General features: G+C 74.3%; 27 protein-coding genes. 15 read left to right on the forward strand and 12 right to left on the reverse strand.

Going from position 1 to position 25,735, the window contains the following annotated elements; translation table 11 throughout:
• Positions 1–106 precede the first annotated feature (106 nt).
• Both ACSNN9_RS06990 and ACSNN9_RS06995 read left to right on the forward strand, forming a co-directional pair.
• A complete protein-coding gene (locus ACSNN9_RS06990) occupies positions 107–628 on the forward strand; it encodes an RNA polymerase sigma factor (RefSeq protein WP_436671929.1) in 522 nt (173 codons plus the stop codon).
• Positions 615–1,847, forward strand: a complete 1,233-nt coding sequence (locus tag ACSNN9_RS06995) for a WD40/YVTN/BNR-like repeat-containing protein (protein ID WP_436671930.1) — start codon at positions 615–617, stop codon at positions 1,845–1,847. The genes ACSNN9_RS06990 and ACSNN9_RS06995 overlap by 14 nt, the downstream gene beginning before the upstream one ends.
• Before the next feature lie 59 nt (positions 1,848–1,906).
• On the opposite strand, the gene ACSNN9_RS07000 is transcribed toward ACSNN9_RS06995, so the two are convergent.
• From ACSNN9_RS07000 to ACSNN9_RS07020, 5 genes are all read right to left on the reverse strand, one after another.
• Positions 1,907–2,569 carry a DUF5701 family protein gene (locus tag ACSNN9_RS07000; RefSeq protein ID WP_436671931.1) on the reverse strand — a complete coding sequence of 221 codons (663 nt, stop codon included), beginning with the start codon at positions 2,567–2,569 and terminating at the stop codon, positions 1,907–1,909.
• A gap of 102 nt (positions 2,570–2,671) precedes the next feature.
• Entirely contained in the window at positions 2,672–3,433 is a 762-nt protein-coding gene (locus tag ACSNN9_RS07005; RefSeq protein ID WP_358086679.1) for a LytR/AlgR family response regulator transcription factor, read from the reverse strand.
• A gap of 67 nt (positions 3,434–3,500) precedes the next feature.
• A complete protein-coding gene (locus tag ACSNN9_RS07010) occupies positions 3,501–4,751 on the reverse strand; it encodes a sensor histidine kinase (RefSeq protein ID WP_436671933.1) in 1,251 nt (416 codons plus the stop codon).
• Positions 4,752–4,789: 38 nt separating this feature from the next.
• The gene (locus tag ACSNN9_RS07015) at positions 4,790–6,361 is read right to left on the reverse strand and encodes a sugar transferase (RefSeq protein WP_436671977.1); all 1,572 of its coding nucleotides are present in this window, start codon (positions 6,359–6,361) and stop codon (positions 4,790–4,792) included.
• A 264-nt stretch (positions 6,362–6,625) separates the two neighbouring features.
• Positions 6,626–7,486 (reverse strand): Fpg/Nei family DNA glycosylase, encoded by an 861-nt coding sequence (locus ACSNN9_RS07020; protein ID WP_436671934.1) that lies wholly within the window; start codon positions 7,484–7,486, stop codon positions 6,626–6,628.
• 80 nt (positions 7,487–7,566) lie between these two features.
• Here ACSNN9_RS07020 and ACSNN9_RS07025 point away from each other — a divergent pair, with 80 nt between their 5' ends.
• Positions 7,567–8,904 carry a glycosyltransferase gene (locus tag ACSNN9_RS07025; protein WP_436671935.1) on the forward strand — a complete coding sequence of 446 codons (1,338 nt, stop codon included), beginning with the start codon at positions 7,567–7,569 and terminating at the stop codon, positions 8,902–8,904.
• A 412-nt stretch (positions 8,905–9,316) separates the two neighbouring features.
• On the opposite strand, the gene ACSNN9_RS07030 is transcribed toward ACSNN9_RS07025, so the two are convergent.
• The 5 genes from ACSNN9_RS07030 to ACSNN9_RS07050 form a co-directional block, all read right to left on the reverse strand.
• Positions 9,317–10,039 carry a CDP-alcohol phosphatidyltransferase family protein gene (locus ACSNN9_RS07030; protein WP_436671936.1) on the reverse strand — a complete coding sequence of 241 codons (723 nt, stop codon included), beginning with the start codon at positions 10,037–10,039 and terminating at the stop codon, positions 9,317–9,319.
• Positions 10,014–11,081, reverse strand: coding sequence for an iron-containing alcohol dehydrogenase family protein (locus ACSNN9_RS07035; protein WP_436671937.1), 1,068 nt, complete (start codon positions 11,079–11,081; stop codon positions 10,014–10,016). Before ACSNN9_RS07035 ends, ACSNN9_RS07030 begins: the two co-directional genes overlap by 26 nt.
• Positions 11,069–11,800: a phosphocholine cytidylyltransferase family protein gene (locus ACSNN9_RS07040; protein ID WP_357875223.1), complete on the reverse strand. Its 732-nt coding sequence runs from the start codon at positions 11,798–11,800 to the stop codon at positions 11,069–11,071. Before ACSNN9_RS07040 ends, ACSNN9_RS07035 begins: the two co-directional genes overlap by 13 nt.
• A gap of 79 nt (positions 11,801–11,879) precedes the next feature.
• A complete protein-coding gene (locus ACSNN9_RS07045) occupies positions 11,880–12,650 on the reverse strand; it encodes a hypothetical protein (protein ID WP_436671939.1) in 771 nt (256 codons plus the stop codon).
• Positions 12,647–13,096 (reverse strand): NUDIX domain-containing protein, encoded by a 450-nt coding sequence (locus ACSNN9_RS07050; protein WP_358086615.1) that lies wholly within the window; start codon positions 13,094–13,096, stop codon positions 12,647–12,649. The genes ACSNN9_RS07045 and ACSNN9_RS07050 overlap by 4 nt, the downstream gene beginning before the upstream one ends.
• Positions 13,097–13,211: 115 nt before the next feature.
• On the opposite strand from ACSNN9_RS07050, the gene ACSNN9_RS07055 reads away from it, so the two are divergent.
• The 4 genes from ACSNN9_RS07055 (at position 13,212) to corA (ending at position 16,857) form a co-directional block, all read left to right on the forward strand.
• A complete protein-coding gene (locus ACSNN9_RS07055; RefSeq protein WP_436671940.1) occupies positions 13,212–13,604 on the forward strand; it encodes a CBS domain-containing protein in 393 nt (130 codons plus the stop codon).
• Positions 13,605–13,694: 90 nt separating this feature from the next.
• The gene (locus tag ACSNN9_RS07060; protein WP_357875158.1) at positions 13,695–14,153 is read left to right on the forward strand and encodes an ester cyclase; all 459 of its coding nucleotides are present in this window, start codon (positions 13,695–13,697) and stop codon (positions 14,151–14,153) included.
• Between the two features lie 106 nt (positions 14,154–14,259).
• The gene (locus tag ACSNN9_RS07065) at positions 14,260–15,354 is read left to right on the forward strand and encodes a PLP-dependent aminotransferase family protein (protein ID WP_436671942.1); all 1,095 of its coding nucleotides are present in this window, start codon (positions 14,260–14,262) and stop codon (positions 15,352–15,354) included.
• Between the two features lie 354 nt (positions 15,355–15,708).
• Entirely contained in the window at positions 15,709–16,857 is a 1,149-nt protein-coding gene (corA, locus tag ACSNN9_RS07070) for a magnesium/cobalt transporter CorA (protein ID WP_436671943.1), read from the forward strand.
• A gap of 133 nt (positions 16,858–16,990) precedes the next feature.
• Here corA and ACSNN9_RS07075 read toward each other — a convergent pair whose 3' ends face one another.
• Positions 16,991–17,806 carry a hypothetical protein gene (locus ACSNN9_RS07075; RefSeq protein ID WP_436671945.1) on the reverse strand — a complete coding sequence of 272 codons (816 nt, stop codon included), beginning with the start codon at positions 17,804–17,806 and terminating at the stop codon, positions 16,991–16,993.
• An 84-nt stretch (positions 17,807–17,890) separates the two neighbouring features.
• Here ACSNN9_RS07075 and ACSNN9_RS07080 point away from each other — a divergent pair, with 84 nt between their 5' ends.
• Together ACSNN9_RS07080 and ACSNN9_RS07085 are read left to right on the forward strand one after the other, a co-directional pair.
• The gene (locus tag ACSNN9_RS07080; RefSeq protein ID WP_436671946.1) at positions 17,891–18,421 is read left to right on the forward strand and encodes a peptidylprolyl isomerase; all 531 of its coding nucleotides are present in this window, start codon (positions 17,891–17,893) and stop codon (positions 18,419–18,421) included.
• A gap of 94 nt (positions 18,422–18,515) precedes the next feature.
• Entirely contained in the window at positions 18,516–19,430 is a 915-nt protein-coding gene (locus ACSNN9_RS07085) for a rhomboid family intramembrane serine protease (protein WP_436671947.1), read from the forward strand.
• 57 nt (positions 19,431–19,487) lie between these two features.
• Here ACSNN9_RS07085 and ACSNN9_RS07090 read toward each other — a convergent pair whose 3' ends face one another.
• Positions 19,488–19,916 (reverse strand): PH domain-containing protein, encoded by a 429-nt coding sequence (locus ACSNN9_RS07090; RefSeq protein ID WP_436671949.1) that lies wholly within the window; start codon positions 19,914–19,916, stop codon positions 19,488–19,490.
• Positions 19,917–20,004: 88 nt separating this feature from the next.
• On the opposite strand from ACSNN9_RS07090, the gene ACSNN9_RS07095 reads away from it, so the two are divergent.
• The 6 genes from ACSNN9_RS07095 to ACSNN9_RS07120 all read left to right on the forward strand — a co-directional run bounded on the left by ACSNN9_RS07095 (position 20,005) and on the right by ACSNN9_RS07120 (position 25,702).
• Positions 20,005–21,177, forward strand: coding sequence for a thiolase family protein (locus ACSNN9_RS07095; RefSeq protein WP_357875144.1), 1,173 nt, complete (start codon positions 20,005–20,007; stop codon positions 21,175–21,177).
• A 52-nt stretch (positions 21,178–21,229) separates the two neighbouring features.
• A complete protein-coding gene (locus ACSNN9_RS07100) occupies positions 21,230–22,231 on the forward strand; it encodes a phosphotransferase (RefSeq protein WP_436671952.1) in 1,002 nt (333 codons plus the stop codon).
• Between the two features lie 138 nt (positions 22,232–22,369).
• A complete protein-coding gene (locus ACSNN9_RS07105) occupies positions 22,370–22,882 on the forward strand; it encodes a hypothetical protein (protein ID WP_358086599.1) in 513 nt (170 codons plus the stop codon).
• A gap of 67 nt (positions 22,883–22,949) precedes the next feature.
• A complete protein-coding gene (locus tag ACSNN9_RS07110) occupies positions 22,950–23,642 on the forward strand; it encodes a response regulator transcription factor (RefSeq protein WP_436671954.1) in 693 nt (230 codons plus the stop codon).
• Positions 23,635–25,056, forward strand: coding sequence for a sensor histidine kinase (locus ACSNN9_RS07115; RefSeq protein ID WP_436671955.1), 1,422 nt, complete (start codon positions 23,635–23,637; stop codon positions 25,054–25,056). Before ACSNN9_RS07110 ends, ACSNN9_RS07115 begins: the two co-directional genes overlap by 8 nt.
• A 55-nt stretch (positions 25,057–25,111) precedes the next feature.
• The gene (locus ACSNN9_RS07120) at positions 25,112–25,702 is read left to right on the forward strand and encodes a hypothetical protein (protein WP_436671956.1); all 591 of its coding nucleotides are present in this window, start codon (positions 25,112–25,114) and stop codon (positions 25,700–25,702) included.
• Positions 25,703–25,735: the final 33 nt, after the last annotated feature.

A 25,735-nucleotide genomic window follows, 5' to 3' on the forward strand; every position in this document is an offset into this window, starting at 1 on the left:
AACCTGTGGAGAACGCCTCGCCCCTGTGGATAACTCCGTGGAAACCGCCGTCGCCGGAACCTTCTGCCCCGCCGGCGAGTGGGAGAGGTGGAGAAGGGAGGTGACGGTGTCCGACGGTGATCCGATCTCGGAGGTCTACGCCGGTTGTTTCCGCCGGCTGGTGGTCCAGCTCTACGCGGTGACCGGCGACCTGAGCGAGGCGCAGGAGGCGGTCCAGGAGGCGTTCACCAGGGCGCTGGCCGCGCCCCGGCGCTTCGCCCAACTGGAGAACCCGGAGGCGTGGTTGCGGCGGGTCGCGGTCAACGTGGCCCGCAGCCGGCACCGTCGGCGACGGGTCCTCGACGGGCTGCTGCGCCGGATCGGCCCGCCGCCGGTCGTCGCCGACCGTGCGCCGGAGCACCTCGCGCTGCTGGCCGCGCTGCGCGGGCTGCCGGACGGGCAGCGGCACGCGCTCGCCCTGCACTACCTGGTCGACCTGCCGGTGGACGAGGTGGCGGCGACGCTCGGCGTCTCCGCCGGCACGGTGAAGTCCCGGCTGTCGCGCGGCCGGCAGGCGCTGGCGGCGCTGCTCACCGACTCCGACGCCACCGACAGCACGCAGTCCGGGAGGGCCGATGTCCGATCGTGAGTTCGCCGGGTTCAGTGTCGAGACCGTCGCCGAGGCCGTCCGTCAGCCGCCGCTCGGCGACCTCCGCCTGGCGGCCCGGCTCCGGCGGCGCCGGCGGGCGGTCGGGGCCGGGCTGGCCGTGGTGGTCGCGCTGGCCGGGTCGTTCCTCGTCCCGTTCGCCGACGAACCGGGCGGGGTGGACTGGGCGGGCCCGGATCCGTCCGACCCGCCGACCGGGCACGTGGTGAGCAGGCTGGTCCTGCTCACCGACCGCGTCGCGGTCGGCGTCGGGGAGGCCGACCCCTGCCGGGTCAGCTTCACGGCTACCGAGGACGCCGGCCGGAGTTGGTCGCAGTGGCGGACGGCCGAGTACGACGGCCCCTGCACCACCACCCCCGACGCGGAGGGGTTCGGCGTGTCCGACGTCCGGTACAGCGTGCTGGACGAGCGGACGTACCTGGTCAGCGTCGACGGCCGGGCGATCCTCTCGACGGACGGCGGCCGAACCTGGCGCGACGCCGAGTCCGCGGTGACCGACGTGCCGGCGTTCCCGGGGCGGGCGCGGCCGGTGATTTGCCAGGACGGATGCGGTGCGATAAAGCGGCCGCTAGCGGTCGAGCCCGGCACCGGCAAGGTCTATCGGCTGGCGGGTCTGCCGGCGACCCACGCGCGGGTCAGCCTGGACCGGAGCGACGACGGCGCGCTCTGGTTCGTGCAGGCGTCCCCCGAGTTCGGAGGTGCCCCCAGCGTCGCGCGCAGCGTCGACCGGGGTGCCACCTGGCGTACCTCGCAGGTGCCGGCGGGCGTCACGGCCGTGGCGCTCGCGGCGGTCAGCGGGCAGGAGGCGTACCTGTTGACCGAGCCCCATCCGACGGGCGAGAAGGATCCGCCGTCCGGCCTGTCCCGGCTGCTGCACACGACGGACGCCGGCAGGTCCTGGGTCGACGTCGGCACCGATCTTCCCGCCAGTTCCACGCTGAGGTCGTTCACGATCGGACGGGACGGGGCCCTCCTGGTCGGCGAACCCTTCGTGGGCGGCGCCACCGCGTACGTCTGGGTGAGCCGGGACGGCGGGCGCCACTTCGTCCGGAGCGAGCGGTCCGGCACCGAGGGGACCGTCGGAGTGGCGCGGGGTCTGGTCTGGCTCGGCGGGCGTGACGTCATGAACCTGCCCGAGACGGCGCACGTCCAGGTGAGCGCCGACGGCGAGACGTGGAGCCGGCTGCCGCTGCCTCGGTGACAGGCGGCGAGGCGTCGCGGCGGGGCGGCCGGGACTCGCGTTCCGGCCGCCCCTCGACGTCACTCCAGCCCGACGCGCTCCGGGCGGGCCGAGGCGGAACCGAGCCAGGTGTGCGGGTTGCCGTACCAGCACCAGCCGAGCTTCGGCGCGCCCTGGCTGATCCAGATCGCCGGCACCCGCTTGTCGCCGCAGCGGGAGCCGACCAGCGAGAAGCACTTGTTCTTCGCCAGCGCCTCCGGGTACAGGGTGACGAAGGCGAGGCCCTCGTCGATGGTGAGCGGCAGCCGGTCCTGGCCGGTGATCACCTCCATGGCGGCGGCGGGCGCCAGGTTCAGCGTCTCCTCGCCCCGGTCGACGTCGAAGAGCAGGTACGCCGGCCCGGCCGGCACCTCCAGCTCCTTGATCGGGTCGAACTTCGGCAGGTCGCCCTCCGCGTAGTGCCGGTCGACGATCCCCGGCTTCCGCTTGCCGGCCAGCGTGGCCAGCGCGACGCGCTCCTCCACGGGCACCAGGTCGCGGGTGATCACCAGCAGGAAGGGCGCCCGTCCCTCGGTCGGGGCGGGCAGGTCGGCCGCCCCGGCGACGGCCGCCGCGCGCAGCGGCGCGACCAGGTCACGGAAGGCGTCCTCGGTCAGCTCGGCCAGGGCCGGGTAGCCCAGCCCCACCAGCCGGTCGAGCTGGCGGTCGAATTCGGTCGCGGCGTCGAACAAGGCGGCCTCCATTTGTCGTACGGAGTACCGTACAGCGTACGACGAGGCGCGCGTATTCCCACCCCCGCGGGAAAAACTGGGCGAGGCCCGCACCGCAGCCAGGCCCGGGTCGGGTCAGCGGTTCCAGTCCTGCTTCGCCGCGCGGACCAGCCTGTCCTTCAGCTCGCGGGTGTGCCGACGGCTCACCGGCAGCTCCGCCGAGTCGATCACCACCACGTAGCCGGAGTTGACCAGCCGCAGCTCGGTGATCAGCTTGAGCTGCACCAGGTACGACCGGTGGATCCTGACGAACCCGGCATCCGCCCAGCGTTCCGCGAGGGTCGCCAGGGACACCCGGACCAGGTGCGAGCCGTCGGCGGTGTGCAGCCGGGCGTAGTCGCCCTGCGCCTCCACCCACCGCACCGCCGAGCGGGGCAGCATCCGGGTGGTGCCGGCCAGCTCGATGGGGATGGTCGGATCCTCCTCCGCCCGGGCCAGCGCCGCCGGGTGCGACGGCACCACCCGCGCGCCGATCACCCGGCGCAGCGACTCGGCGAGCCGCTCGGCGCGTACCGGCTTGCGGACGTAGTCGGTCGCGCCCAGGTCGAACGCGTCCACCGCCCCGTCGTCGTACGCGGTGACGAAGACGATCGCCGGCGGCCGGGCGAAGCGGCGCAGCACCCGGGCCAGCTCCATGCCGTCCAGTCCGGGCATCCGGATGTCGAGGAAGACCACGTCCACGTCGCCGTCGCGGAGCACCCGCAGCGCCTCGGTGGCGTCGCCCGCCGTGTGCAGCCGGGCCACCCGGGGATCGGCCCGCAGGTGGTACGCCAACTCGTCCAGCGCCGGCGGCTCGTCGTCGACCGCCAGCACCCGCAGGAACCCGGCCGCGCTCACCCCGTCGGTCACGGCAGCACCCCGGTTCGCGGCTGCGGGGCTCGCAGACCCGGCTCACTCCGCGCGCTCACGAGCCGGCCCGTACGCCGGGGTGGAACTTCGGCACCCGCATGCTGACCCTCGTACCCGAGCCGAGGCCCGTCTCGACGACGAGGCCGAAGCCGTCGCCGAAGACCGACCGGAGCCGCTCGTCGACGTTGGAGAGCCCGACGTGCTGGCCCGGGTCGTCTCCGACGCCAGCCAGCGCGGCGTCGCCCGGGTCTCCAGCGGCGCCGGCCAGCTCGGCGATGCCGGCGGTCAGCGTGGTCGGATCCATCCCCACTCCGTCGTCCTCCACGGTGATGTGACACTCGGTGCCCGCGTCCCGGGCCTCGATGCTCACCATGCCCGTGCCCGGCTTGCGGGACAACCCGTGCCGGACGGCGTTCTCCACCAGCGGTTGGAGGCAGAGGAAGGGCAGCGTCACGGGCAGCACCTCGGGGGCGATCTGGAGGCGCACCTGGAGCCGGTCGCCGAACCGGGCCCGCTCGATGGTCAGGTAGCGGTCGATCGAGCGCAGCTCCTCGGCCAGCGTGGTGAACTCGCCGTGCGCCCGGAACGAGTACCGGGTGAACTCGGCGAACTCCAGGATCAGCTCCCGGGCCCGGTCCGGGTCGGTGCGGACGAACGAGCCGATCGCGGTCAGCGCGTTGTAGATGAAGTGCGGGCTGATCTGCGCGCGCAGTGCGCGTACCTCGGCGCGGGCCAGCCGCTCCCGCGAGGAGTCCAGCTCGGCCAGGGCGAGCTGGTTGCCGGCCCAGTGCGCCGTCTCCAGGGTGGCCTGCACCAGGCCCGGCTCGGGCTGGCCGTCGGCGACCGCGACCAGCGCCCCGAGCCTGCGCCCGTCCGCGCCGGTCAGCGGGGCGACGACCGCGCCGCGCACCGGGCAGTCCACCCGGTCGCAGTGCAGCTCCGGCTCGCCGAGGACGGTCGAGCGGCCCGTCGCCACCGCCCGCCGGGCCGCCGCGACCAGTTGCGCGTCGTGGTGCCCGCCCCGGCCGTCCAGGGCGAGCAGGCTCTCCCGGTCCGTCAGCGCCAGCCCGGCCGCCCCCACCAGCGCCCGCAGATGGCGTACGGCCTTCGCCGCGTTCGCGGCGGTCAGGCCCGCGCGCAGCGGCTCGGCGGCCAGCCCGGCGGTGTGCAGCACCTCGTACGTGGCCCGCTGGGTGGCCGTGGCGATGCCCCGCCGCCCGCGCAGCCGGACCACCGCGAACAGGGCCGCGCCCAGCGCGGCGACAAGCGAGACGACGCCGAGGACGCCGGAGAGGTTGCCACCCACGCAGCGATCCTGGCCCCTGCCGGCCCGCACGCCAAGGGTCAGTACGCGCCCTTGCGAGCGAGCACCACCCCGACGGTGCGCCACAGGATGCTCAGGTCGTACGCCAGCGACCAGTTGTCGACGTAGTAGAGGTCGAGCCGGACCGCCTCGTCCCAGGAGAGGTCGGAGCGGCCAGAGACCTGCCACAGCCCGGTCATGCCCGGCCGGACCAGCAGCCGACGGCGGACGTCGCCGAGGAAGTCGCCGTCGTCGGCGGGCAGCGGGCGCGGCCCGACCAGCGACATCTCGCCCTTCAACACGTTGATCAACTGCGGCAGCTCGTCAAGCGAGGAGGCCCGCAGGAAGCGGCCCACCGGGAAGACCCGGGGATCCTGCTTCATCTTGAACAGCATGCCGTCGGTCTCGTTCCGATCGACCAGGCTCGCCAGCCGGTCCTCCGCGTCCACGTACATGGTGCGGAACTTCCAGACCCGGAAGGTGCGCCCCTCGTGGCCGACCCGGGGCTGGCGGAAGAAGACCGGGCCGGGGTCGGAGAGCCGGATCGCGATCGCGATGGCCAGGAATACCGGGGTCAGCAGCAGCAGGCCGAGCCCGGCGGCCACCCGGTCCATCAGGTTCTTGGCCAGCAGCGCCGGCCCGGAGAGGGTCGGCTCCTCGACGTGCAGCAGCGGCAGGCCCTCGATCGGCCGGATGTGCACCCGGGGGCCGGCGATGTCGGTCAGCTGCGGGGCGACGACCAGGTCGACGCCGGAGCCCTCCAGCTGCCAGGCAAGCCGGCGCAACTCGCCCGGCTCGGCGCTCGCCGAGCCGCAGACCGCGATCGTGTCGCCGCCGACCTCGCGCACCAGGGCGAGGACGTCGCGGCCCGCGTACACCGGGACCGGGGTCTCGATGCCCTTGGCCGCCGCGTAGCCGTCGGTGATGTGGATGGCGACCGGCATCAGCCCGGCGGCCGGGTTGCGGGTGACCGCGGTGTAGACCTCCAGGCACTCCGGCAGGGTGCCGATCAGCACCATCCGGTGGCCGGCCTGGCCGATGTTGCGCCGGACCACGTGCAGCACGAAGCGGCAGAGGATCCGGTTCAGCAGGATCAGCAGCAGCGCCGCGAGCAGGGCGGTGCCGACCGTGTACCGGGACAGGTCGGTCTTGGTGGCGAAGGCGAGGAAGGACACCGTCGCGGCGACGGCGACGCCGGCCCGCATCACGCGCTTGTACTCGTCCGGACCGAGGCCGAGATAGCGCCGGTCGTACGCCCGGTTGGCCCAGAGACTGACGATCCAGCCTAGGGGCAGGAGCACGAACGCCACCGTGTGGAACCACGTCGGGTCCTCTTCGGCGTTGTAGAAGCCCGCCCGCGACTGGTCGAACGTCTCGATGGCGATCAGGCTGGCGACCGCGGCGGCGGCGAAGTCGAGCAGCAGCAGGAGGGTGATGTAGGGACGGTGCCAGCGGGACACGCGACGGCGGGCCCGAGCCCACGCGGACCGGGGTACGCCGTTGTGGGACGGCGGTGCCGGCGGCTGGATCTCGAAGCTGTCGACGTGCCGCACGAGTTTGCTCCGGCCTTCGTTGGTTACCGGGCGCTGGAGGCTTGTCGTCACCTCACCCATGTCCTCCCGCATGACACGTGCCGCTCACTCGCCGTGAGGGCCCGGTCGCCCACCGTCCCAGTCTCCCACGCGGTCGCCGAGCCGTACGCTGACCCGAGGGACAACGCGCCGGTGTGGTGCCGCCGGGCGTCTGGCCGGCTCCGCGCCATTTCAGAAGCCGGGGACCGAGCCACTATACCGATGGATGACGGGCCCGGTAGAGCCGCAACTCAGACCTTCGGCGCGGGATGGCCGATTCCGTTCCGTAGTCGGCAGTGTCGTCACTCACCGTACTAGCCGCGACAACCTTCGGTCAGCGAGCGGCTTCCCGCCGGTCTGGCACGTCGGGCAGTACTGGAGGCTCGAATCGGCGAACGAGACCTCGCGGACGGTGTCCCCGCAGACCGGGCAGGGATGCCCCGTGCGGGCGTGCACCTTCAGCCCCGAGCGCTTCTCGCCCTTCAGCTCGGCCGCCCTCTGCCCGACCGACCGGCGCACCGCGTCGCCGAGCACCTCCCGCGTGGCCGCGTGCAGGGTGGCCAGCTGGTCGTCGGTCAGCCGGTGGGTCAGCGCGAACGGGGACAGCCTCGCCGCGTGCAGGATCTCGTCGGAGTACGCGTTGCCGACGCCGGAGAGCACGGTCTGGTCGGTGAGCACCCCCTTGACCTGGCCCTTGCGGCTGCGCATCCGCTCGGCGAAGGTGGCCAGGTCGGCGGCGAGCGCGTCCGGGCCCAGCCGGGCCACCCCGGGCACCGCCTGAGGGTCGGTGACCAGGTAGACGGCGAGGCTCTTCTGGGTGCCGGCCTCGGTCAGGTCGAAGCCGGAGCCGTCGTCGAGGCGTACCCGCAGCGCGACCGGACCCTTGCCGGGGCGCAGCGGGGCGGCGGAGGCGAACGCCTCCCGGTAGTGCAGCCAGCCCGCCCGGGCCAGGTGGACCACCACGTGCAGGTCGCCGTCGAGCACCACGTCGAGGAACTTGCCGTGCCGCCGGGCGTCCGTCACCGTCCGCCCCGCGGCGGCGGTCGGCGCCGGGTCGTACGTCTTCAGGGCGCTGATCGCGGCGACCTCCAACCGATCGACGCGCCGCCGGACCGCGCGCTCGCGCAGGTATCCCGCGAGCGCCTCAACCTCCGGTAGTTCGGGCACCAACCAACGGTAGCCTTCTTTCCCGTGAGCGCGAGGAATGAGCTTGCGAGTCCCGCAGTCGTGAACGAAAGGCAAGCTGCGTGAGAATCGTGGTGGCGCACAACCGGTACCGGCAGGCCCAGCCCTCCGGTGAGAACACGATCGTCGACGCGGAGATCGCCCAGCTCACCGCGGCCGGGGTGGAGGTGCTGCCGTTCATCCGCAGCTCGGACGAGATCCCGTCGATGTCGAAGACGGCCAAGGCGCTGCTGCCGATCTCGCCGATCTGGGCGCCCCGCGCGCAGGAGGAGCTGAGCCGGCTCATCGCCGAGCACCGGCCGGACGTGCTGCACCTGCACAACCCGTACCCCCTGATCTCGCCCTGGATCGTGCGGACCGCGCACCGGCACGGCGTGCCGGTGGTGCAGACGGTGCACAACTACCGTCAGGTCTGCTCCTCGGGGCTCTACTTCCGGGACGGGGTGATCTGTCAGGACTGCCGGGGCCGGGCCCTGGGGGTGCCGGCGATCGTGCACCGCTGCTACCGGGGATCCCGGGCGCAGAGCGCCCTGATGGCGACCACGCTGGCCGTGCACCGGGGCACCTGGCGCTCGGTGGACCGGTTCGTCGCGCTCACCTCGGCGGTCGCCGACCACCTGCGCGACTACGGCATCCCGGCCGAGCGGATCGTGGTCAAGCCGAACGCGATCCCCGACCCGGGCCGCCCCACCGCGCCGGGCCAGGGGTTCCTCTTCCTCGGGCGGCTCTCCCCGGAGAAGGGCCTGGACCTGCTGCTGGACGCCTGGCGGCGGCACCCGGACGGCGCGCTCGGCCCGCTGCGCATCGCCGGCGACGGTGAGCTGCGCCCGCTGGTCGAGGCGGCGGCCGCGCAGCGGTCGGACGTGACCTACCTCGGCCCGCTGGACCGGGCCGGGGTGCGCGCCGCGCTGGAGGCGAGCGCGGTCGTGCTCGCCACCTCCACCTGGCACGACGTGCTGCCCACCGTGATCATCGAGGCGCTCGCCGCCGGTCGCCCGGTGCTCGGCACCGCCCTCGGCGGCATCCCGTACCTCGTCGGCGCCGACGCGCCCCGCGAGCCGGCCGGCACCGGCCCGGCCGCCGTCGCCAGCGCCGTGGCCGGGGGCGACGGGACCTCGGCGCCCGCCGTGCCCCCGGTTTCCGCCGTGCCCCCGGTTTCCGCCGTGCCCCCGGTTTCCGCCGTGCCCGGCGGGATCGTGGCGGGCGAGGCGGGCTGGGTGGTGCCCCCGGAGGCGGCCGCCCTGGCCGCCGCGCTGCCGGTGGCCGCCGCCGGGGCCGCGGCGATCGCGCCGGCCGCCCGGCTGCGCTACGAGCGGACCTTCCACCCCGACGTCGTCACCAGGCAGCTCGTTGACATCTACGCCGGCGTGATGCGTGCCGGGACTCCGGTCGGCCGCTGAGCGGACGCCGTCGTAGACACTCAGCGTGACGAGGTGCGCGGAGCACGTATATCTCACGCACGGTAGTCAATGCCGTCCGGCACCCGGCGCGACGATCCGCCCTTCCCGCCCGGATGGCCGCTGACCAGCGGTTCCGTCGTCACGCGCCCCAGCCCTCGGGGTGCCCCTCCCGCCCCTTTGCTCTGCAGCCGCCGACGCACCAGCCACCCTCGGTAGCTGGTGCGCGGATGGCTGCAGAGCAAAGGGGTCGGGGCGGGTGGTCGGGGACGGCCCGGGACACGCCCATCTCGGTCACCGAGGGTCACGCTGCTGAGGGCGGTCGGCAGTCGGCAGTCAGGAGGCCGGCAACTGGAAGGTCGGCGGCAGGAGTCCGCAGCCGGGCTGTCGACGGGCCGCGGGCCGCGCCGAGGGCTCAGCGCAGCGAGGCGCGGGCCGAGAAGGCGATGCTGGCGAGGAGGAAGCCGCCGTTGACGATCGTGAACGCGACCATCACCCAGAGGATCAGGGCGGGGGCGAAGGCCAGCACCAGGCCGGCGGCGAAGATCACCGCGCCGTAGTCGCGGACCAGCTTCACGAGGCGTACGGGCAGCGAGGTCGAGGTGACCATGCTGGCGGCGTTCGGGCCGGCCTGCATCACCGACGTGACCAGGTTGACCATCCAGGTGCCGGCGAACACCGCGACCAGCCAGCTCGGCGTCGACGGCTTCTGCGCCACGGCCGTCGCCGCCAGGGCTGCCACCAGGGCGATCTGGGCGGCGACATCGGCGAGCACGTCGACGCGGGCGCCGGCCGGGCTGCCCTGCCCGGTCACCCGGGCGAGCTGGCCGTCGGCGCAGTCCAGGGAGTACGCGACCTGCCAGCCGACCAGGGCGAGCAGGCCCACCGCCCAGGCCGGCACGTCGCCGGCGGCGACCCGGCCGGCGAGCGCGACCACGGTGACCGAGGTGGCCAGGCCGAGCACCAGGTTCGCGATGGTCAGCGCGGTCGGGCGCAGCCCGAGGCGCTGGGCGACGAGCGCGAAGACCGCGCCCAGCCACTGGCTGATCGATTCGCTGAACAGGCCGCCGCCCCGGTTCACCCGGTGGAAGTCGGCGACGGTGGGACGGGGCTCAGCCAAGGTGGTCGCGGATTGCACCGGCGTAGTCTGCCAGCCGCTCCCGCGTCTCGGTAGGCGACATCGCCAGGTGTTCGAGGATCGTGTAGCGGTCCGGCCGGGTCCGGGGCGCGAACTGCACGGCATCGACGAACTGCTCGTCGGTCAGGCCCAGGTCGGCCGGGGTGGTGGCGAGACCGTGCCGGTGCAGGCAGCGGGCGAGCCGGCCGAACCGGTCGGTGTCGCCGCGCAGGAACGTGCAGAAGAGGGCACCGAGCCCCACCTGCTCCCCGTGGGCGGCGGTGCCGGGGTGGAGCCGGTCGATCGCGTGCGAGATCTCGTGGTCGCCGCCGCTGGCGGGGCGCGTCGACCCGCACACCGAGCTGGCGATGCCACCCATGATCAGCGCCTCGGCCAGCGTGGTGAGGAAGGCGTCGTCGGTGATCTTGCCGGGGTGGTTGAGCAGCGCCTCGGCGCCCGTCCTGGCCAGGGTCACCGCGAGCCCGTCGATGGGCTCGCCGCGTACCTCGTGGGCCAGTTCCCAGTCGGCGCAGGCGTTCAGGTTGCTCACCGCGTCGCCGATGCCGGCCTGGGTCTGCCGGTCCGGGCCGTTCTCCACGAAGTCGAGGTCGACGATGACGCCGATCGGGATGTGCACCCCGTAGGAGCCCTTGCCGCCCTCGTGGTCGAGCGAGGCGGTCGGGGAGGCGATGCCGTCGTTCGCCAGGCTGGTCGCCACCGTCACCATCGGGATCCCGTAGCGGGTGGCCGCGTACTTGGCGGTGTCGATGGTCTTGCCGCCGCCGATCCCCACCACGGCGTCGTAGTGGCGGCGGCGCAGCCGGTCACCGAGGTCGTTCGCCGCGTCGATGGTGCCGCCGACGACCGTGAAGACGTCGGCCGCGCCGAGCGACGGCCGGCACAGCTCGACGATCCGTTCACCCTGCCCGGGGCCGACCACCACGGCCACGTCCCCGCCGGCCGAGATCCGCCGGTCGGCCAGCAGCGGCCCGAGGTCGGCCACCGCGCCCCGCCGGACCTCGATCACGAGCGGGGTGTTGACCGTACGGGCTAGTAGCGGCACGCGATCTCCCGCGCCCGGGCCAGGTCGGCGTGGTTGTCGACCTCGACCCAGGAGACGTCGCCGATCGGCGCCGCCCGCACCTCCCCGCCCCGGTCGGCGAACTCCTGGTAGCCGTCCTCGTAGTAGAGGTTCGGGTCGCGCCGCCACGTCGCCTCCAGCGCGTCGGCGAGGGCGTCGGCCACCTGCGGCTCGATCAGCGTCGCGCCGATGTACTCCCCGTACGCGTCGCCCGGGTCCATCAGCTTGGTGATCCGGGTGAGCTGGCCGGCGGCGTCGAAGGTGGTCTTCATCTCCTCCTCGGCCAGCGGCTTGATGGTGTCGACGGCGAGCAGGATGCCGGGGCCGCGCTCGGCCAGCAGGGTCTTCTCCACGCTCACCGGGTGCACGGTGTCGCCGTTGACCAGCAGCACGCCCCGGGCGAAGTGCTCCCGGGCCAGCCAGAGCGAGTAGGCGTTGTTCCACTCCTCGGCCTTGTCGTTGTGCACCAGGGTGAGCGTGACGCCGTACTTCTTCTCCAGCTCCGCCTGGCGGGAGACGACCGCGTCGGCGGCGTAGCCGACCACGATCACGATGTCGGTGAGCCCCACCTCGGCCAGGTTGCGCAGCGAGATGTCCAGGATGGTGGTGTCGCCGTCCACCGGCACCAGCGCCTTGGGCAGGGTGTCGGTGTACGGGCGCAGCCGACGCCCCGCCCCGGCTGCGAGCACCATCCCGATCATTGAGGCGTCCTCCCTCGTACGACTCCCGGTCACCGCTGGAGGATAGCCCCGCGCGGCGGTGCCGCTGCGGCCAACCGGGTCAGCCGGGCAGCGCCGCCAGGTCCGCCAGCACCCCGAGCCGCTCCTCGGCGGTCAGCACGGCGTACGGCGCGGCGGCCCGCCGGTCGGTCTCCAGCTCGATGGCGAGCTGCTCCGGGCCGGGCGGCAGGGCGGCGGCGCTCGCCGCGCTGTGCCCGGCGGCGGTCCACGCGGCGGCGTGCGCGTCGGCCCGGTGGTAGCGCATCGTGCCGAGCCGGTTCAGCAGCAGCACGCCGGGCGGGGTGCCGTCCGGCTCGTACGGCGGCGCCGTCGCGGCGAACGCCGCACCCGCCTCGGCGCCCTCCTCGTCGGCCAGCACCAGCGCGCACGTGAGCACCCGGCCGAACGCCTCCACCAGCCGCAGCACCCGGTCCTCGTGCCCCGCCCAGAGTTCCTCGGTGACCTCCGCGTGCACCTGCCAGATCTCGGCGAGGAAGGCCAGCCCGCGCTCGGTGGCGGAGAGCCCGCCGTCGGGGCTGCGGTGGATCATCCCGTACGCCACCTGCTTGTCCAGGGCCTTCCGGCAGTCGACCGGGTCCCGGTAGCGGGTGACCGCCGCGAAGCCGGCCTCGTCGACCGTCCCGCCCGGCGCCGCGAGGCGGGTGCGGAACTCCAGCAGGAAGCCGGTGGCGGCCGGCCCGCCGTACCGCTGGCTCAGCTCGGCGCCGCCGCCGTCGCGGCCGGCGAGGATGCCGGCGACGAACGCGCGGTCGACCGCCGGGGCGACCAGGCCGGCGAACCGGTGCGGCGCCAGCTCGACGGTGTCGTTCACAGACCGATCGAACGCAGGGCGGCGAAACCTTCGTCCGCGATTCGCCGGATGAGGCCGTCGTTGACGTCGCGGTGCTCGTCGAGCAGGTCCAGCTCGTCGGCGGCGAGCCAGCGGAACTCGGTGTGCTTGCCCACCTCGAGCGTCGGCCGGGCCAGGTCGCCGTCGACCCGGACCAGCCAGTCGCGCTCGATGCGGGCCAGGCCGTCGTCGGCGACGTAGTGGTATTCCCCGACGTGGCCGAGCACGTGCGACACCGTCCAGCCGGTCTCCTCGGTCACCTCCCGGCGCAGCGCGTCCATCCAGTCCTCGCCCGGTTCCAGGTGGCCGCCGACGATGTCCCAGCAGTTGGGAAAGATGCGTCGGTGGGGCGACCGTCGCTGGACGAAGAGTCGACCGTCGTCGTCGACGATCAGCGCGCCGGCGCAGCGCAGAGGCTCGGTGGACACGCCACGACAGTAGCGAGCAATGGCGTGTTCCGGCGACGCCCGGTCTTGTCCGGAGCAGCCCTCGGGCGCACCATGTCCCCTACCGGGTGCCACCGTCCCACAGGGGTGATGCGTGATGCAGGTTCGGGAAGCGATGTCCAGCGAGGTTCTCGTGGTCGGCCCGGAGCACACGCTCCGCCAGGCGGCCCGGATGATGTCGGCCCGCGGTGTCGGGTCGGCGGTCGTGATCGACCCGGATTCCGAGGGGGTCGGCATCATGACCGAACGCGACGTGCTCAGGGCCATCGGCGCCGACCTGGACTGCGACGTCGAGCGGACGGCCGCCCACCTGACCTGGGACGTGGTCTACGCCGGGCCGGAGTGGACGGTGGAGGAGGCGGCCGCGGCGATGGCCCGGGGCGGCTTCCGGCACCTCGTGGTGCTCGACGGGCGCGAGGTGGCCGGGGTGATCTCCGTTCGGGACATCATGCGGGTCTGGGCGGCCAGCCGGATGGTCGAGACGACCTGAGTCGCCGCTCGGCGGAGGTGTGGCGGGCCGATCGACGGGTAAGGATCCTCTGCGGGCGCGGACGGGCCGCGATCCGCGACGGAGGTCCTCATGCGCGGCGCGGATCGGCTGGTCGAGCAGCAGTACGCGATGCTCCTGCGGCGGGACGTGGCCCGGCTGCCGGACCTCTACGCGGCCGACGCCTTCTACTCCATGCCCGGCGTCACGGTGCGCCCGATCGAGTTGCCCGCCCTGCTGCGCACCTGGACCGGGGCCTTCCCGGACCTGACGGTCGACCCGATCGGGTCCGTGCAGACGGCCGGGGGCGCGGCGGTCGAGCAGCGGCTGACCGGCACCCACACCGGGGTGCTGCACACCCCGTTCGGCACCGTCGCGCCGACCGGCCGGCTGGTGAGCTGGGACGTGGTGGACGTCGTCCGGGTCCGGCGCGGTCGCATCGCGGCCTGGCGGTCCTACTTCGACTGGGGGCAGTTGATCGCGGCGCTCGGCCTGCACGTGGACGGGCTCTCCCGGGAGGCGCAGCACGACCCGCTCGGCCTTCCGGTCTGACCTGTCGCCGACCGGCCGACGCCGGTCACCCGTCCCGGTGGCTCAGGATGCGGACATCGCCGTGCCTTCCGCGCGCATCCCGTCGCCTTCCGTACGCTGAACAGCCATGACCGCCGAGCAGCTGATCTCCTTCGCCCGTGGCGCTCCCTCGCTGGACATCGTCGATGTCGAGGGGCTCAAGGCCGCCGCCGTCCGCGCCTTCGACGCCGATCCCGCCGGGGTGACCGCCTACGGCACCTCCGTCGGATACCTTCCGCTGCGGCAGTGGATCGCCGAGAAGCACGGGGTCTCCGCCGACCAGGTGCTGATCACCAACGGGTCGTTGCAGGCGGACGCCTTCCTCTTCGACCACCTGGTCCGCCCCGGCGACGCGGTGGTGGTGGAGCGCCCGACGTACGACCGGACGCTGCTCAACCTCCAGCGGATGGGCGGCGAGCTGCATGGCGTCTCCGTCCAGCCGGACGGGCTCGACACCGCCGAGCTGCGCAAGCTGCTGGAGTCGGGGGTGCGTCCCCGGCTGGCGCACGTCATCCCGAACTACCAGAACCCGGCGGGCGTGACCCTGAGCCTGGAGAAGCGCCGGGAGCTGCTCGACCTCGCCGCCGAGTACGAGTTCACGATCTTCGAGGACGACCCGTACGCCGACATCCGGTTCCGGGGCGAGGCGCTGCCGTCGATGCTCTCGCTGGACACCCGCGGCGTCGTGGTGCACGCCTCCAGCTTCACCAAGACGGTCTGCCCCGGCGTACGGGTCGGCTACCTGGTCGGTCCGGCGGACCTGATCGGCGACATCGCGAAGAAGGCGACCAGCCTCTACATCTCGCCGGGCATGGTCTCCGAGGCGATCGTGCACCAGTTCTGCGTCTCCGGCGACATCGAGCGCTCCATCGAGACCGTGCGCGCCGCGCTCGGCGAGCGGGCCCGGGTGCTGGCCGAGTCCCTGCGCCGGCACATCCCGGAGGCCCGCTTCGTGGAGCCGGACGGCGGCTACTTCCTCTGGGTCGAGCTGCCCGAGGACGTGGAGGTCGACAGGCTCGCGCCGGCCGCCGCCGAGCGCGGGGTCGCCGTGGTCAAGGGCAGCGACTTCGTCGTTGACGGTGGGCGGCACGCCCTGCGGCTGGCGTACTCGGCGGTGACCGCCGACCGGATCGACGAGGGCGTGCGGCGCCTGGCGGAGGCCATGGCGGCCGTACGGGGCTGAATTTCTGTCAGATTTTTGACAGTTGGACGATCGCGGCCGTCCCGGGTCTCCCGCCGGGGCGGCCCACGGCCCACAATGCTGCGAGCGTCACTCACCACGTGTAGCGGAACCCACCGCCCGGTGCCGGCCCCCGCCGCGCCCGGCGACCGGACCGGCTCGGTCCGACCGGCGGCACGTGGAGCGGCGCGACCAGCACAACCCCCGCCCCCAAGGGCGTCGGGTGGGCCGGGTCGTCCCCTCACCCCCCTGAAACGACCCGGCCCGCCCGGCGCCACCCTCCCGGCGATCGTCACCGGCGGTGATCATCGACGGCGGCGTACTGTTCACCCGCGGCAGCGCGTGGGAGGGGGCGGGATGACGGACCGGGAGCAGCAGGGGCGGACGGCCCCGCCGAACGGCGGACGGGTGCTCAGGCCCCGGGACTGGGTGGCGCCGGTGCGGGCGATGACCCGCCGGCTCAATTCCGACACCCCGCAGCAGGTCCCCGCGCCGGCCGGCCCGCGGCGCAGCGCGGTGGTCGACTGCGCCCTCTACGTCGACGGCCGCCGGCAGCCCGGCGACTGGCGGTACGCCGAGGCGCTCGCCGCCGCCCGCCGCGCGGAGCACGGCTTCGTCTGGCTCGGCCTGCACGAGCCGGAGCTGGCCGAGATGACCGCCATCGCCGCCACGTACGGGCTGCACGAGCTGGCCGTCGAGGACGCGGTGAAGGCGCAGCAGCGCCCCAAGCTGGAGCAGTTCGGCGAGGTCAGCTTCCTGGTGCTGCGCACCGCCCGGTACTGCGAGCACGCCGAGCTGACCGAGCACTCCGAGGTCGTCGAGACCGGCCAGGTGATGCTCTTCATCGGCCCGAACTTCCTGATCAGCGTCCGGCACGGGGACGCCTGCCGACTCGCACCCGTCCGGGCCGACCTGGAGACGAAGCGCGACCTGCTGCTGCACGGCCCGTGGGCGGTGGCGTACGCGGTCACCGACCGGGTGGTGGACATCTACCTGGAGGTCGCCGACCGGCTGGAGGACGACCTCGACACGCTGGAGGCCGACGTGTTCGACCGCCAGTCCACCGGCCGGATCCAGCGGATCTACCAGATGAAGCGGGAGCTGGTGGAGTTCAAGCGGGCGGTGATGCCGTTGCAGCGCCCGCTGCTGACCCTCACCGCGCAGATGAACCGCGACGTGCCGAAGGAGATCCGCCGCTACTTCCGGGACGTGCAGGACCACCTGAGCCGCACCGTCGAGCAGGTCAACTCCTACGACGACCTGCTCAACTCCATCCTCCAGGCGCGGCTGGCCCAGGTCACGGTCGACCAGAACAACGACATGCGCAAGATCGCGGCGTGGGCCGCCATCGCCGCCGTCTGGACCGCCATCGCCGGCATCTACGGGATGAACTTCGAGGTCATGCCGGAGCTGAAGATGACGTACGGCTATCCCGTCGTCCTCGCCCTGATGCTCGGGATCTCGCTGGCCCTCTACCGCTGGTTCCGCCGCAACGGCTGGCTCTGACGGCCCGAGCCTGCCGCGCAGTCCCCGCCGCACCCGGCGCCGCCTGACCCCGCAGCTCCAGTCGTCGGGCGCGGAAGCGCCGGCGGGACGGCCGAAGCCGCATCGCCGGCGCTTTCCGGGACCGACAGTGCTGTCAGCGGCGGCCGTTGGTCCTGGCGCCGCCCTTGCCGAGCGCCTCGGTCAGGTCGTCCGCCGGACGCCCCGAGGTGTCCTTGGCGCCCTCGGCCACCGACGGGACCTTGTCCGTCGCGTGGACCGTCGGCTGCTTGCCGGGGGTGGTGGTGGAGGCGCTGTCGCCGCCGGCCACCGCCGAGCTACCGGCGCCGGTCGGGCCGCCGGCCACGCCCGAGCCGCTCGACGTCGTCGACGCGTCGGTCACCGGGGTACGGATCTCCATGGTCTCCACCTCGTCGCGCATCGGCTCCAGCTTGCGGGTCGGGTCGTACTCGGCCCATTCCTGCTGCTCCCGGCGCCGCCGCACCGCCATCGCGGCGACCCCGGCCACCGCGCCGGCCGCGAGCAGGCCCGTCATCATGGACCCGCCCCGACGGGAGCTCTTCTTCCGGGACGCCTTCATGTTCTTCGCCTTGGCCTTCCTGCCGGCCGCGGTCTGCTTGGCTGCCAGGGCCTTCCGGCCGGTGACCGCCTTGCCCGCCGCCTCGGCCTGCGCCTTGCGCACGGCCAGCGCCAGCGGCGCGAGCGCGGCGACCGTGGACGCGAGGCCGCTGGACGCGCGGTCACGCACGATGACGGCCGTCGGCGCGACGGCGCCCCGAGCCGCCTGGACCCGCGGGGCGACGGTGGCGCCGGCGCCCTTCGCGGCGTACGTCGCGGCCTGCCTCAGGTGACCGAGGCCCTGGTTCAGCTCCACCTTGGCCAGCTGCCCCTGGGTCTTACGCCGCCCGATTCCAAACACGGTCCCACCTCCTGGGAGTTGTTCCTTCGTCATCCTCCACCTTCGGATGCCTCCGCACTGCCAGATCGGGCACATGGGAGGATCCGCATGGAACTGACCAACGAGTGAGGAGTACCCGTGGCCGAGGCTGTCTACGCCACCTTGCACACCAACGCTGGCCCGATCCGGCTGGAGCTCTTCCAGAACCACGCCCCGAAGACCGTCAAGAACTTCGTCGACCTGGCGGAGGGCAACCGCGAATACACCGACCCGCGTACGGGTCAGCCGGGCAGCGGGCCGTACTACGACGGCACCATCTCGCACCGGGTGATCGGTGGCTTCATGATCCAGATGGGCGACCCGACCGGCACCGGCCGCGGTGGCCCGGGTTACAAGTTCGGTGACGAGTTTCACCCGGAGCTGCGCTTCGACCAGCCGTACCTGCTGGCGATGGCGAACGCCGGGCCGGGCACCAACGGCTCGCAGTTCTTCATCACCGTCTCGCCGACGCCGCACCTGAACAACCGGCACACCATCTTCGGGAAGGTGGCCGACGAGCAGTCCGCGAAGGTCGTCGACACGATCGCCAACACCCCGACCGGTCCGAACGACCGGCCGCTGCAGGACGTCGTCATCGAGCGGGTCGAGATCGAGCGCACCGCTGCCTGAACGGTCCGCGAGGTACCTTTGCCGGCATGACTGAGCGCTCCGAGGGCCGGGACCGGTTGGTGGGCCGCGCGATCCGCGACGGCGGGCGGGCGCGGTGAGCGAGCCGCCACCCACCACCCCGGTCTGCTACCGGCACCCCGGCCGGGAGACGTACGTGCGGTGCACCCGCTGCGACCGGCCGATCTGCCCGGACTGCATGCGGGAGGCGTCGGTCGGGTTCCAGTGCCCGGAGTGCGTGGCGGAGGGACGTCGTAGCGTGCGGCCGGCGCGTACCGCCTTCGGTGGCGGTGCCGCCGGCCGGCACGGCTACGTCACCAAGGCGCTGATCGCGCTCAACGTGCTGATGATGCTGCTCTCCATCGCCTCCGACCGGGGCGGGGACGCGGCGGTCGGCGGCTCCGGCTTCGGTGGCCTGATGGGCGGCAGCACCCCGCTGACCGATTGGGGCTCCGTGCTCGGCGGCGCGCTCTTCCCGGACGGCACGGTCGGCGGCATCGCCGAGGGCGAGTGGTACCGCCTGGTCACCGCGATGTTCCTGCACTACGGCGTGGTCCACCTGCTGCTGAACATGTGGGCGCTGTGGGTGCTCGGCCGGTCGCTGGAGGCCAGCCTCGGGCCGCTGCGTTTCCTGGCGCTCTACCTGGTCGCCGGGCTGGGCGGGAACGTCGCCGCCTACCTGTTCAGCGAGCAGAACCAGCTCACCGCCGGCGCCTCCACGTCGATCTTCGGCCTGTTCGCCGCGCTGGTGGTCATCGAACGCAAGATGGGGCGGGACATCTCCCAGGTGCTCCCCGTCCTGGTGATCAACCTGGTCTTCACGTTCACCGTGCCGGGCATCTCGATCCCCGGGCACCTGGGCGGCCTGGTGGTCGGCGGGCTGCTGGCGCTCGTGTTCGCGTACGCCCCGCGGTCGCGGCGGACGCTGGTGCAGCTCGCGGGCGGGGCGGTGATCGTGGCGGCGCTGGTCGGTCTGGCCCTGGTCCGTACCGCGGCCATCGTCGGCGGCTGACCTCCCGCCCGGTCCCCGCCTTCCGGCGCCGCGCCGCGACGCGGTACGCGGCGCCGGTCAGCGCGGGCGGGCCTCGTGCAGGGCCTCGGCGACCTCGGCGGGATCCGCGCCGAGGTCGTGGCGGCCGAGGAGGTGCAGCGACTCCCCCGCGTCGATCTCCAGCAGCTCGCTGGTCAGGCCCCGCCGCGCGCGGCGGTCCACGGTCACCTTCTCGACCGCCGACCAGGGCAGCCGCCGGCGCCCCGCGAAGCCCTGGACGACCGTGATCCCGTCCGGGTCGACCGCGAGCCGGACGGGCGCCACCAGGTCGCGCGCCGCCCAGCCGGCGAGCCCGGCGGCCGTGAGCACGGCCAGCGCCAACCGGATCCGGTCGCCCCCGTCGAGGAGCAGGGCCAGCGCGAGCAGCGCGACCGCGCCGGTCAGCTTGAGCGCCGGCAGGGCGGGCGGCACCCGCCACTGCCGGGCCGGGGCCGGGTCTGGATGCATCCGTTCAGCATGCCAGGGCACCGGGGGAGGACGCCCGGCCCGCCGACGACGTAGGATCGGGGCCGGCCCAAGTTACCGGGGAGTAGTCATGAGTGACGCAGTCATCGTCGGCGCGGTACGCACCCCGGTGGGGCGGCGCAAGGGCAGCCTGGCGGCCGTGCACCCGGTCGACCTCTCGGCGCACGTGCTGCGCGCCCTCGCCGAGCGCACCGGCATCGATCCGGCACTGGTCGACGACGTGGTCTGGGGTTGCGTCTCCCAGGTCGGCGACCAGTCGTGGAACGTCGCCCGCAACGGCGTGCTCGCCGCCGGCTGGCCCGAGTCGGTGCCCGGCACCACCCTCGACCGGCAGTGCGGCTCCAGCCAGCAGGCCCTGCACTTCGCCGCGGCCACCGTCCTCTCCGGCCAGGCCGACCTGGTCGTCGCCGGCGGCGTCGAGTCGATGACCCGGGTCGCGATGGGCTCCAGCGTGGCCGGCGGGTCGCCCTTCAGCGACCAGCTGCGCGACCGCTACCGCGGCGTCGAGGGCTTCGCCGACGACGCGCCGCTGCCGTTCAACCAGGGCGTCGGGGCGGAGCTGATCGCCGAGCGCTGGCGCCTCTCCCGCGCGCAGCTCGACGAGTTCGCCCTCGCCAGCCACGAGAAGGCCGCCGCCGCGCAGGACGCCGGCGCCTTCGACGCCGAGATCGCCCCGGTCGCCCTGGCCGACGGCGGCAAGTTCGCCGCCGACGAGGGCATCCGGCGGGACACCTCGCTGGAGAAGCTCGGCGAGCTGGCCACCCCGTTCCGCCCCGACGGCGTCGTCACCGCCGGCTCCGCGTCGCAGATCTCCGACGGCGCGGCGGCGCTCGCCGTCACCACCAGCGAGTGGGCCAGCCGGCACGGCCTGCGCCCGCTGGCCCGGGTGCACACCGCCGTCGTCGCCGCCGACGACCCCGTCACCATGCTCACCGCGCCCATCCCGGCCACCGCGAAGGCGCTGCGCCGCGCGGGGCTGGGCATCGAGGAGATCGGGGTGTACGAGGTGAACGAGGCGTTCGCGCCGGTGCCGCTGGCCTGGCTGGCGGAGACCGAGGCGGACCCGGAGCGGCTCAACCCGCGCGGCGGCGCGATCGCCCTCGGCCACCCGCTCGGCGGCTCCGGCGCCCGGATCATGACCACCATGCTCGCCCACATGCGGGACAACGACATCCGCTACGGCCTCCAGACGATGTGCGAGGGCGGCGGCATGGCCAACGCGACCATCGTCGAGCTGCTGTAGGCGGCGGGAAAACCCCTGGCCCGGTGGCGGGGCGGCGGTTAGGTTGCCGGGCGTGACCGACGCCGCCACGCCCCGCGCCGACTGGGCCGACCCGCACTGGCGGGACACCGCGCTCGACTGGATCGGCGACCGGCTCGGTCGGCACGGCCGCCGGATCACCGGGCCGGTCGAGCCCCGGGTCCGGCCCTGGTCGCTGGTCTGGCGGGTGCCCACCGACGCCGGGGACGTGTGGTTCAAGGCGAACAACCCCGGCACCCGGCACGAGGCCGCGCTGCTGGCCGCGTTGGCCCGGCTCGTGCCCGGCCGGGTGCTCGCTCCCGTCGCCGTGGACGCCGACCGCGGCTGGTCCCTGCTGCCCGACGGCGGCCGGACGCTGCGCGACGCGCTGGGCGGCGACCGGAGCCTGCTGCCCCGCTGGGAGCGGGTCCTGCCGGAGTACGCCGACCTCCAGCGCGCGGTCGCGCCCGGGGTCGGCGAGCTGCTCGCCCTCGGCGTACCCGACCATCGGCCGGAGGCGCTGCCGGGGCTGTTCGAGGCGCTGCTCGACGACGAGGAGGCGCTGCTGCTCGGGGCGGCGGACGGGCTCACCGTCGAGGCGTACGAGCGGCTGCGCGCCCACCGCTCCGCGTTCGCCGAGGACTGCCGGCGGCTGGCCGCGTCGGGCGTCGCGCCGACGATCCAGCACGACGACCTGCACGACGGCAACGTCTTCGTCGCGGGCGACGGGCACCGCTTCTTCGACTGGGGCGACGCCTCGGTGGCCCACCCGTTCGGCACCCTGCTGGTGACGCTGAACTCGGTCGCAGACGCGTTCGGGCTGCCCGAGGGCGACCCGGCCCTGGGGCGGCTGCGCGACGCCTACCTGGAGCCGTGGTCGGCCGGGCACGACCGGGCGACGCTGCGCGAGGCGGCCCGCCTGGCCGTCCGCGTCACCCGGGTCAGCCGGGCGCTCTCCTGGCGCCGCGCCCTCTCCGGCCCCGACCCGACCCGGGCGGAGTACGCGTCCGCCGTGCCCGGCTGGTTGCAGGAGCTGTTCGCGCCGGACCCGGTCTGAGTCGGCGCGGCGACGCCGTCCGGCGGCCCTTCGGCGGTCGGCGACGAAGCCGGACAGGCGGTGCGACGCGTGCGCGTGGAAGTTCCAAAATTCCCGCGTGACCCACGTCACCCCAGGTCGCGCCTCGTTGGGCAGGGCATGGACGTCTTCTCCCGAACGTTCCTCCCGGCCGCCTCCGAGGCCGGGCTGGCGGTGCAGACCGTCACCCGGCACATGCCGGTCTTCCGACGCTGCGTCGGCTCCGGCGACGCCACCATCCTCGTCACCCGGTGCGCCCGGCCGGACCGCCCGATGGCCGGCGAGTACCTCCTCCTGCTGACCCACCGGCGGCTGGTCGTCACCCAGCAGACCCGCGTGCTGCACCGGCTGCGCCTGCACCTCAACACGGAGCTGCGGGAGCTCAGCAACGTCACCTGGAGCCCCGACCCGCGCCTGCACTCGGTCGAGCTGGCCGCCACCGCGATCGACGGGATCCGCGAGCGGTTCCTCATCCGGACCCGCCACCCGAAGCAGGTGTGGCAGCTCGACGCGCTGCTCAACCACGCCTTCCGGACCCGGCTGCGGACCCCCCGGGAGCGGCTCGTCGCCACCATCGGCGAGGCGCCGCCGGTCGCGCGGCCCGCCGCGTTCCGTCCCGCCGTGGTGCGCTGACCGGCTTCTTACCGAACCCGAACATCCGCCGCCCCTCCGGCGGCGCCGCGTCGGCAATCATGGGCCGGTGACCGTCGACGCCCCGCCCCGCGGGCTCGTCCTCCTGGTGGAGGACGAGCCGGCCATCGCCGACCTGGTCCGGCTCTACCTGACCCGGGACGGCTTCGGCGTCCACCTGGAACGGGACGGGTCGGCCGGGCTGGCCGCCGCCCGCCGGCTGCGCCCGGTGGCCTGCGTCCTCGACATCGCGCTGCCCGGCCTGACCGGCACCGAGGTCTGCCGGCGCCTGCGGGAGGCCGGCGACTGGACGCCGGTCATCTTCCTCACCGCCCGCGACGACGAGGTGGACCGCGTCGTCGGGCTGGAGCTGGGGGCGGACGACTACGTCACCAAGCCGTTCAGCCCCCGCGAGCTGGTCGCCCGGGTGCGGGCGGTGCTGCGGCGCAGCGCCGGAACGCCCGAGCCGACGGGCCTGCCCCGGGTCGTCGGCTCGGTGGCCCTCGACCCGACCCGCCGGACGGTGACCGCCGCGGGCGCCCCGGTCCAGCTCACCTCCACCGAGTTCGACCTGCTGGCGTACCTGATGGCCCGGCCGGGCCGGGTCTTCACCAGGGAGGAACTGCTCGCCGGCGTCTGGGGGTACGCGGCGCACGCCGGCACCCGCACCGTCGACGTGCACGTCGCGCAGGTCCGGGCGAAGCTGGGCGCGGCCGGCGTGATCCGCACCCACCGGGGCGTCGGGTACGCCGCCGATGGCTGAGCCGACCGGCGCGCCGCCGCCAACGCCGCGACACCGTCCCGGGCGGACGCTGACCTCCCGCGCGGTGCTGGTCACCTGCGCGGTGGCCCTGGTCTCGGTGCTGGTCACCGCGATCGTCGCGGTGCCCCTGGCGGTACGCGGCGTGGAACGGCGCGACCAGGAGGCGCTGGCCGCCCAGGCCCGGCTCGCGGCCGAGGTGCTGCGTCCCCGGCTGGAGACCGGCCGGACCGCCGACGAGGAGCGGCTCGTCCGGCAGTTGAACGCCCAGGGCGTCGACGCGTACCTGGTCCGGGGCGGGGTCGCCGAGCGCCCCGGCCTGCCGCCGCGCGTGGTGCGGCGCGTCGCCGAGGGGCGCGACGTGTCGACTCGCCGCCCGCTCGACGGGCGGCGCACGCTGATCGAGGGACGCGCCCTGCCCGGCGGCAACGGGGTGGTGCTGACCCGTACCCGGTCCACGGCGCCGTGGCGGCAGGTCGTGCCCAGCCTCTGGCTGCCGCTGCTGGCGGGACTCGCCGCCGGGGTGGTCGCCGGGCTGCTGCTCGCCCGCAGGCTCGCCCGACCGATCCGGCGCGCCGCCGACGCCGCCGCCCGGCTGCGCGCCGGGGACCGGGCGGTACGCGTGCCGGTGGAGCCACCCGACGAGGTGGCCGACCTGGCGTACGCGCTGAACGGGCTGGCCGCCGCGCTGGCCACGAGCGAGGGGCGGCAGCGGGAGTTCCTGCTCTCCGTCTCGCACGAGCTGCGCACCCCGTTGACGGCGATCCGGGGCTACGCCGAGGCGCTGGCCGACGGGGTGATCGGGCCGGCGGACGCGGCCGGCGCCGGGCGTACCGTGCTCGCGGAGGCGCAGCACCTGGACCGGCTGGTCAGCGACCTGCTGGCGTTGGCCCGGCTGGAGGCCGTCGACTTCCCGCTCGAACCGGTGCCGGTGGACCTCGCCCGGCTGGCCGCCGACGCGGGTCGGACCTGGGCCGACCGGTGCGCGGCGGTGGGGGTGCCGTTCCGCGCGGATGTTCCGGACGCGCCGGTGCCGGCGTACACCGATCCGGGGCGGATCCGGCAGGTGCTGGACGGGCTGCTGGAGAACGCGCTGCGGGTCGTACCGCCGGGGGCGCCGATCGTGCTCGCGGTCCGGGCGGCCGGCGCGGACCCGGTGGCGGGCGGCGTCGTCGAGGTCCGCGACGGCGGACCGGGCTTCACCGACGACGACCTGGCGGTGGCCTTCGAGCGTGGCGCCCTGCACCAGCGCTACCGGGGGGTGCGCAAGGTCGGCAGCGGGTTGGGGCTGGCGCTCGCCGCCGGCCTGGTCCGCCGGCTCGGCGGGGAGATCGCGGCCGGGCACGCCCCGGAGGGCGGGGCCGCGTTCACGGTCCGGCTGCCGGCGGATCCTTACCAGACCCGAACATCGGCCTGACCTGTCGCTCGCCCGGCGGCGGGAGGCTTGGGCTCCACGGACGAGAGGGAGACTCATGGCACGTTGGGGAATCGTCACCACCACGCTGCTCGCGGCGGTCGCGCTCGGCGTCGGCGGCTGCGGCTCCGCCGCGCCGGCCGGTCAGCCGGCCCGGGAGACCGCCGTCGAGGTCGCCACGGCGCTGGGCGCGGAGGGCCAGGCGCTGGCCGCGATGGGCCTCGACGCCGGCGACCTGGACGTCGACGCCCTCGCCGCCCCCGCCTCGCCGGAGGCGTCGCCGGGCGCGGCCGGGCAGCGGCGGCGGGAGCGCGCGGAGGAGCGGCGCGAGCGCCGGCAGGCCCGGGTGCTGCTGCGCCGGGGCGCCCTGCACGGGGAGGCCGTGGTGCGGACGAAGGACGGCGGTACGCGGACCGTCGCCGTACAGCGGGGCGAGGTGACCGCGGTCGACGGCGACTCGATGACCGTGAAGTCCGCCGACGGCTTCACCATGACCTGGACCTTCGGCGACAAGCTGCGCGTCGTGGAGCGCCGCACGACGATCCGGCCCGCCGACGTCGCGGTCGGTACGACGGTCGGCGTGGCCGGCGCCAAGGAGGGCGACGGCGGGGTCGCCCGCCTGATCGTCGTGCCGGCCAGGCAGAGGTAGGGGAGTGTGGCCCGTCGGACGGCGGCCACACTC

It is taken from the genome of Micromonospora sp. URMC 107, from assembly GCF_051386315.1.
In the GTDB taxonomy this organism is placed as follows: domain Bacteria; phylum Actinomycetota; class Actinomycetes; order Mycobacteriales; family Micromonosporaceae; genus Micromonospora.

Bases quoted from the DNA above. Each gene is read 5' to 3' on its own strand.
- ACSNN9_RS07065 (WP_436671942.1), top strand. From the start codon at position 14,260: ATGACCGCCGAGCAGCTGATCTCCTTCGCCCGTGGCGCTCCCTCGCTG.
- ACSNN9_RS07000 (WP_436671931.1), bottom strand. From the start codon at position 2,569: ATGGAGGCCGCCTTGTTCGACGCCGCGACCGAATTCGACCGCCAGCTC.
- ACSNN9_RS07095 (WP_357875144.1), top strand. From the start codon at position 20,005: ATGAGTGACGCAGTCATCGTCGGCGCGGTACGCACCCCGGTGGGGCGG.
- ACSNN9_RS07075 (WP_436671945.1), bottom strand. From the start codon at position 17,806: ATGACGAAGGAACAACTCCCAGGAGGTGGGACCGTGTTTGGAATCGGG.
- ACSNN9_RS07055 (WP_436671940.1), top strand. From the start codon at position 13,212: ATGCAGGTTCGGGAAGCGATGTCCAGCGAGGTTCTCGTGGTCGGCCCG.
- ACSNN9_RS06995 (WP_436671930.1), top strand. From the start codon at position 615: ATGTCCGATCGTGAGTTCGCCGGGTTCAGTGTCGAGACCGTCGCCGAG.
- ACSNN9_RS07015 (WP_436671977.1), bottom strand. From the start codon at position 6,361: ATGGGTGAGGTGACGACAAGCCTCCAGCGCCCGGTAACCAACGAAGGC.
- ACSNN9_RS07060 (WP_357875158.1), top strand. From the start codon at position 13,695: ATGCGCGGCGCGGATCGGCTGGTCGAGCAGCAGTACGCGATGCTCCTG.
- ACSNN9_RS07090 (WP_436671949.1), bottom strand. From the start codon at position 19,916: ATGCATCCAGACCCGGCCCCGGCCCGGCAGTGGCGGGTGCCGCCCGCC.
- ACSNN9_RS07115 (WP_436671955.1), top strand. From the start codon at position 23,635: ATGGCTGAGCCGACCGGCGCGCCGCCGCCAACGCCGCGACACCGTCCC.
- ACSNN9_RS07120 (WP_436671956.1), top strand. From the start codon at position 25,112: ATGGCACGTTGGGGAATCGTCACCACCACGCTGCTCGCGGCGGTCGCG.
- ACSNN9_RS07105 (WP_358086599.1), top strand. From the start codon at position 22,370: ATGGACGTCTTCTCCCGAACGTTCCTCCCGGCCGCCTCCGAGGCCGGG.
- ACSNN9_RS07040 (WP_357875223.1), bottom strand. From the start codon at position 11,800: ATGATCGGGATGGTGCTCGCAGCCGGGGCGGGGCGTCGGCTGCGCCCG.
- corA (WP_436671943.1), top strand. From the start codon at position 15,709: ATGACGGACCGGGAGCAGCAGGGGCGGACGGCCCCGCCGAACGGCGGA.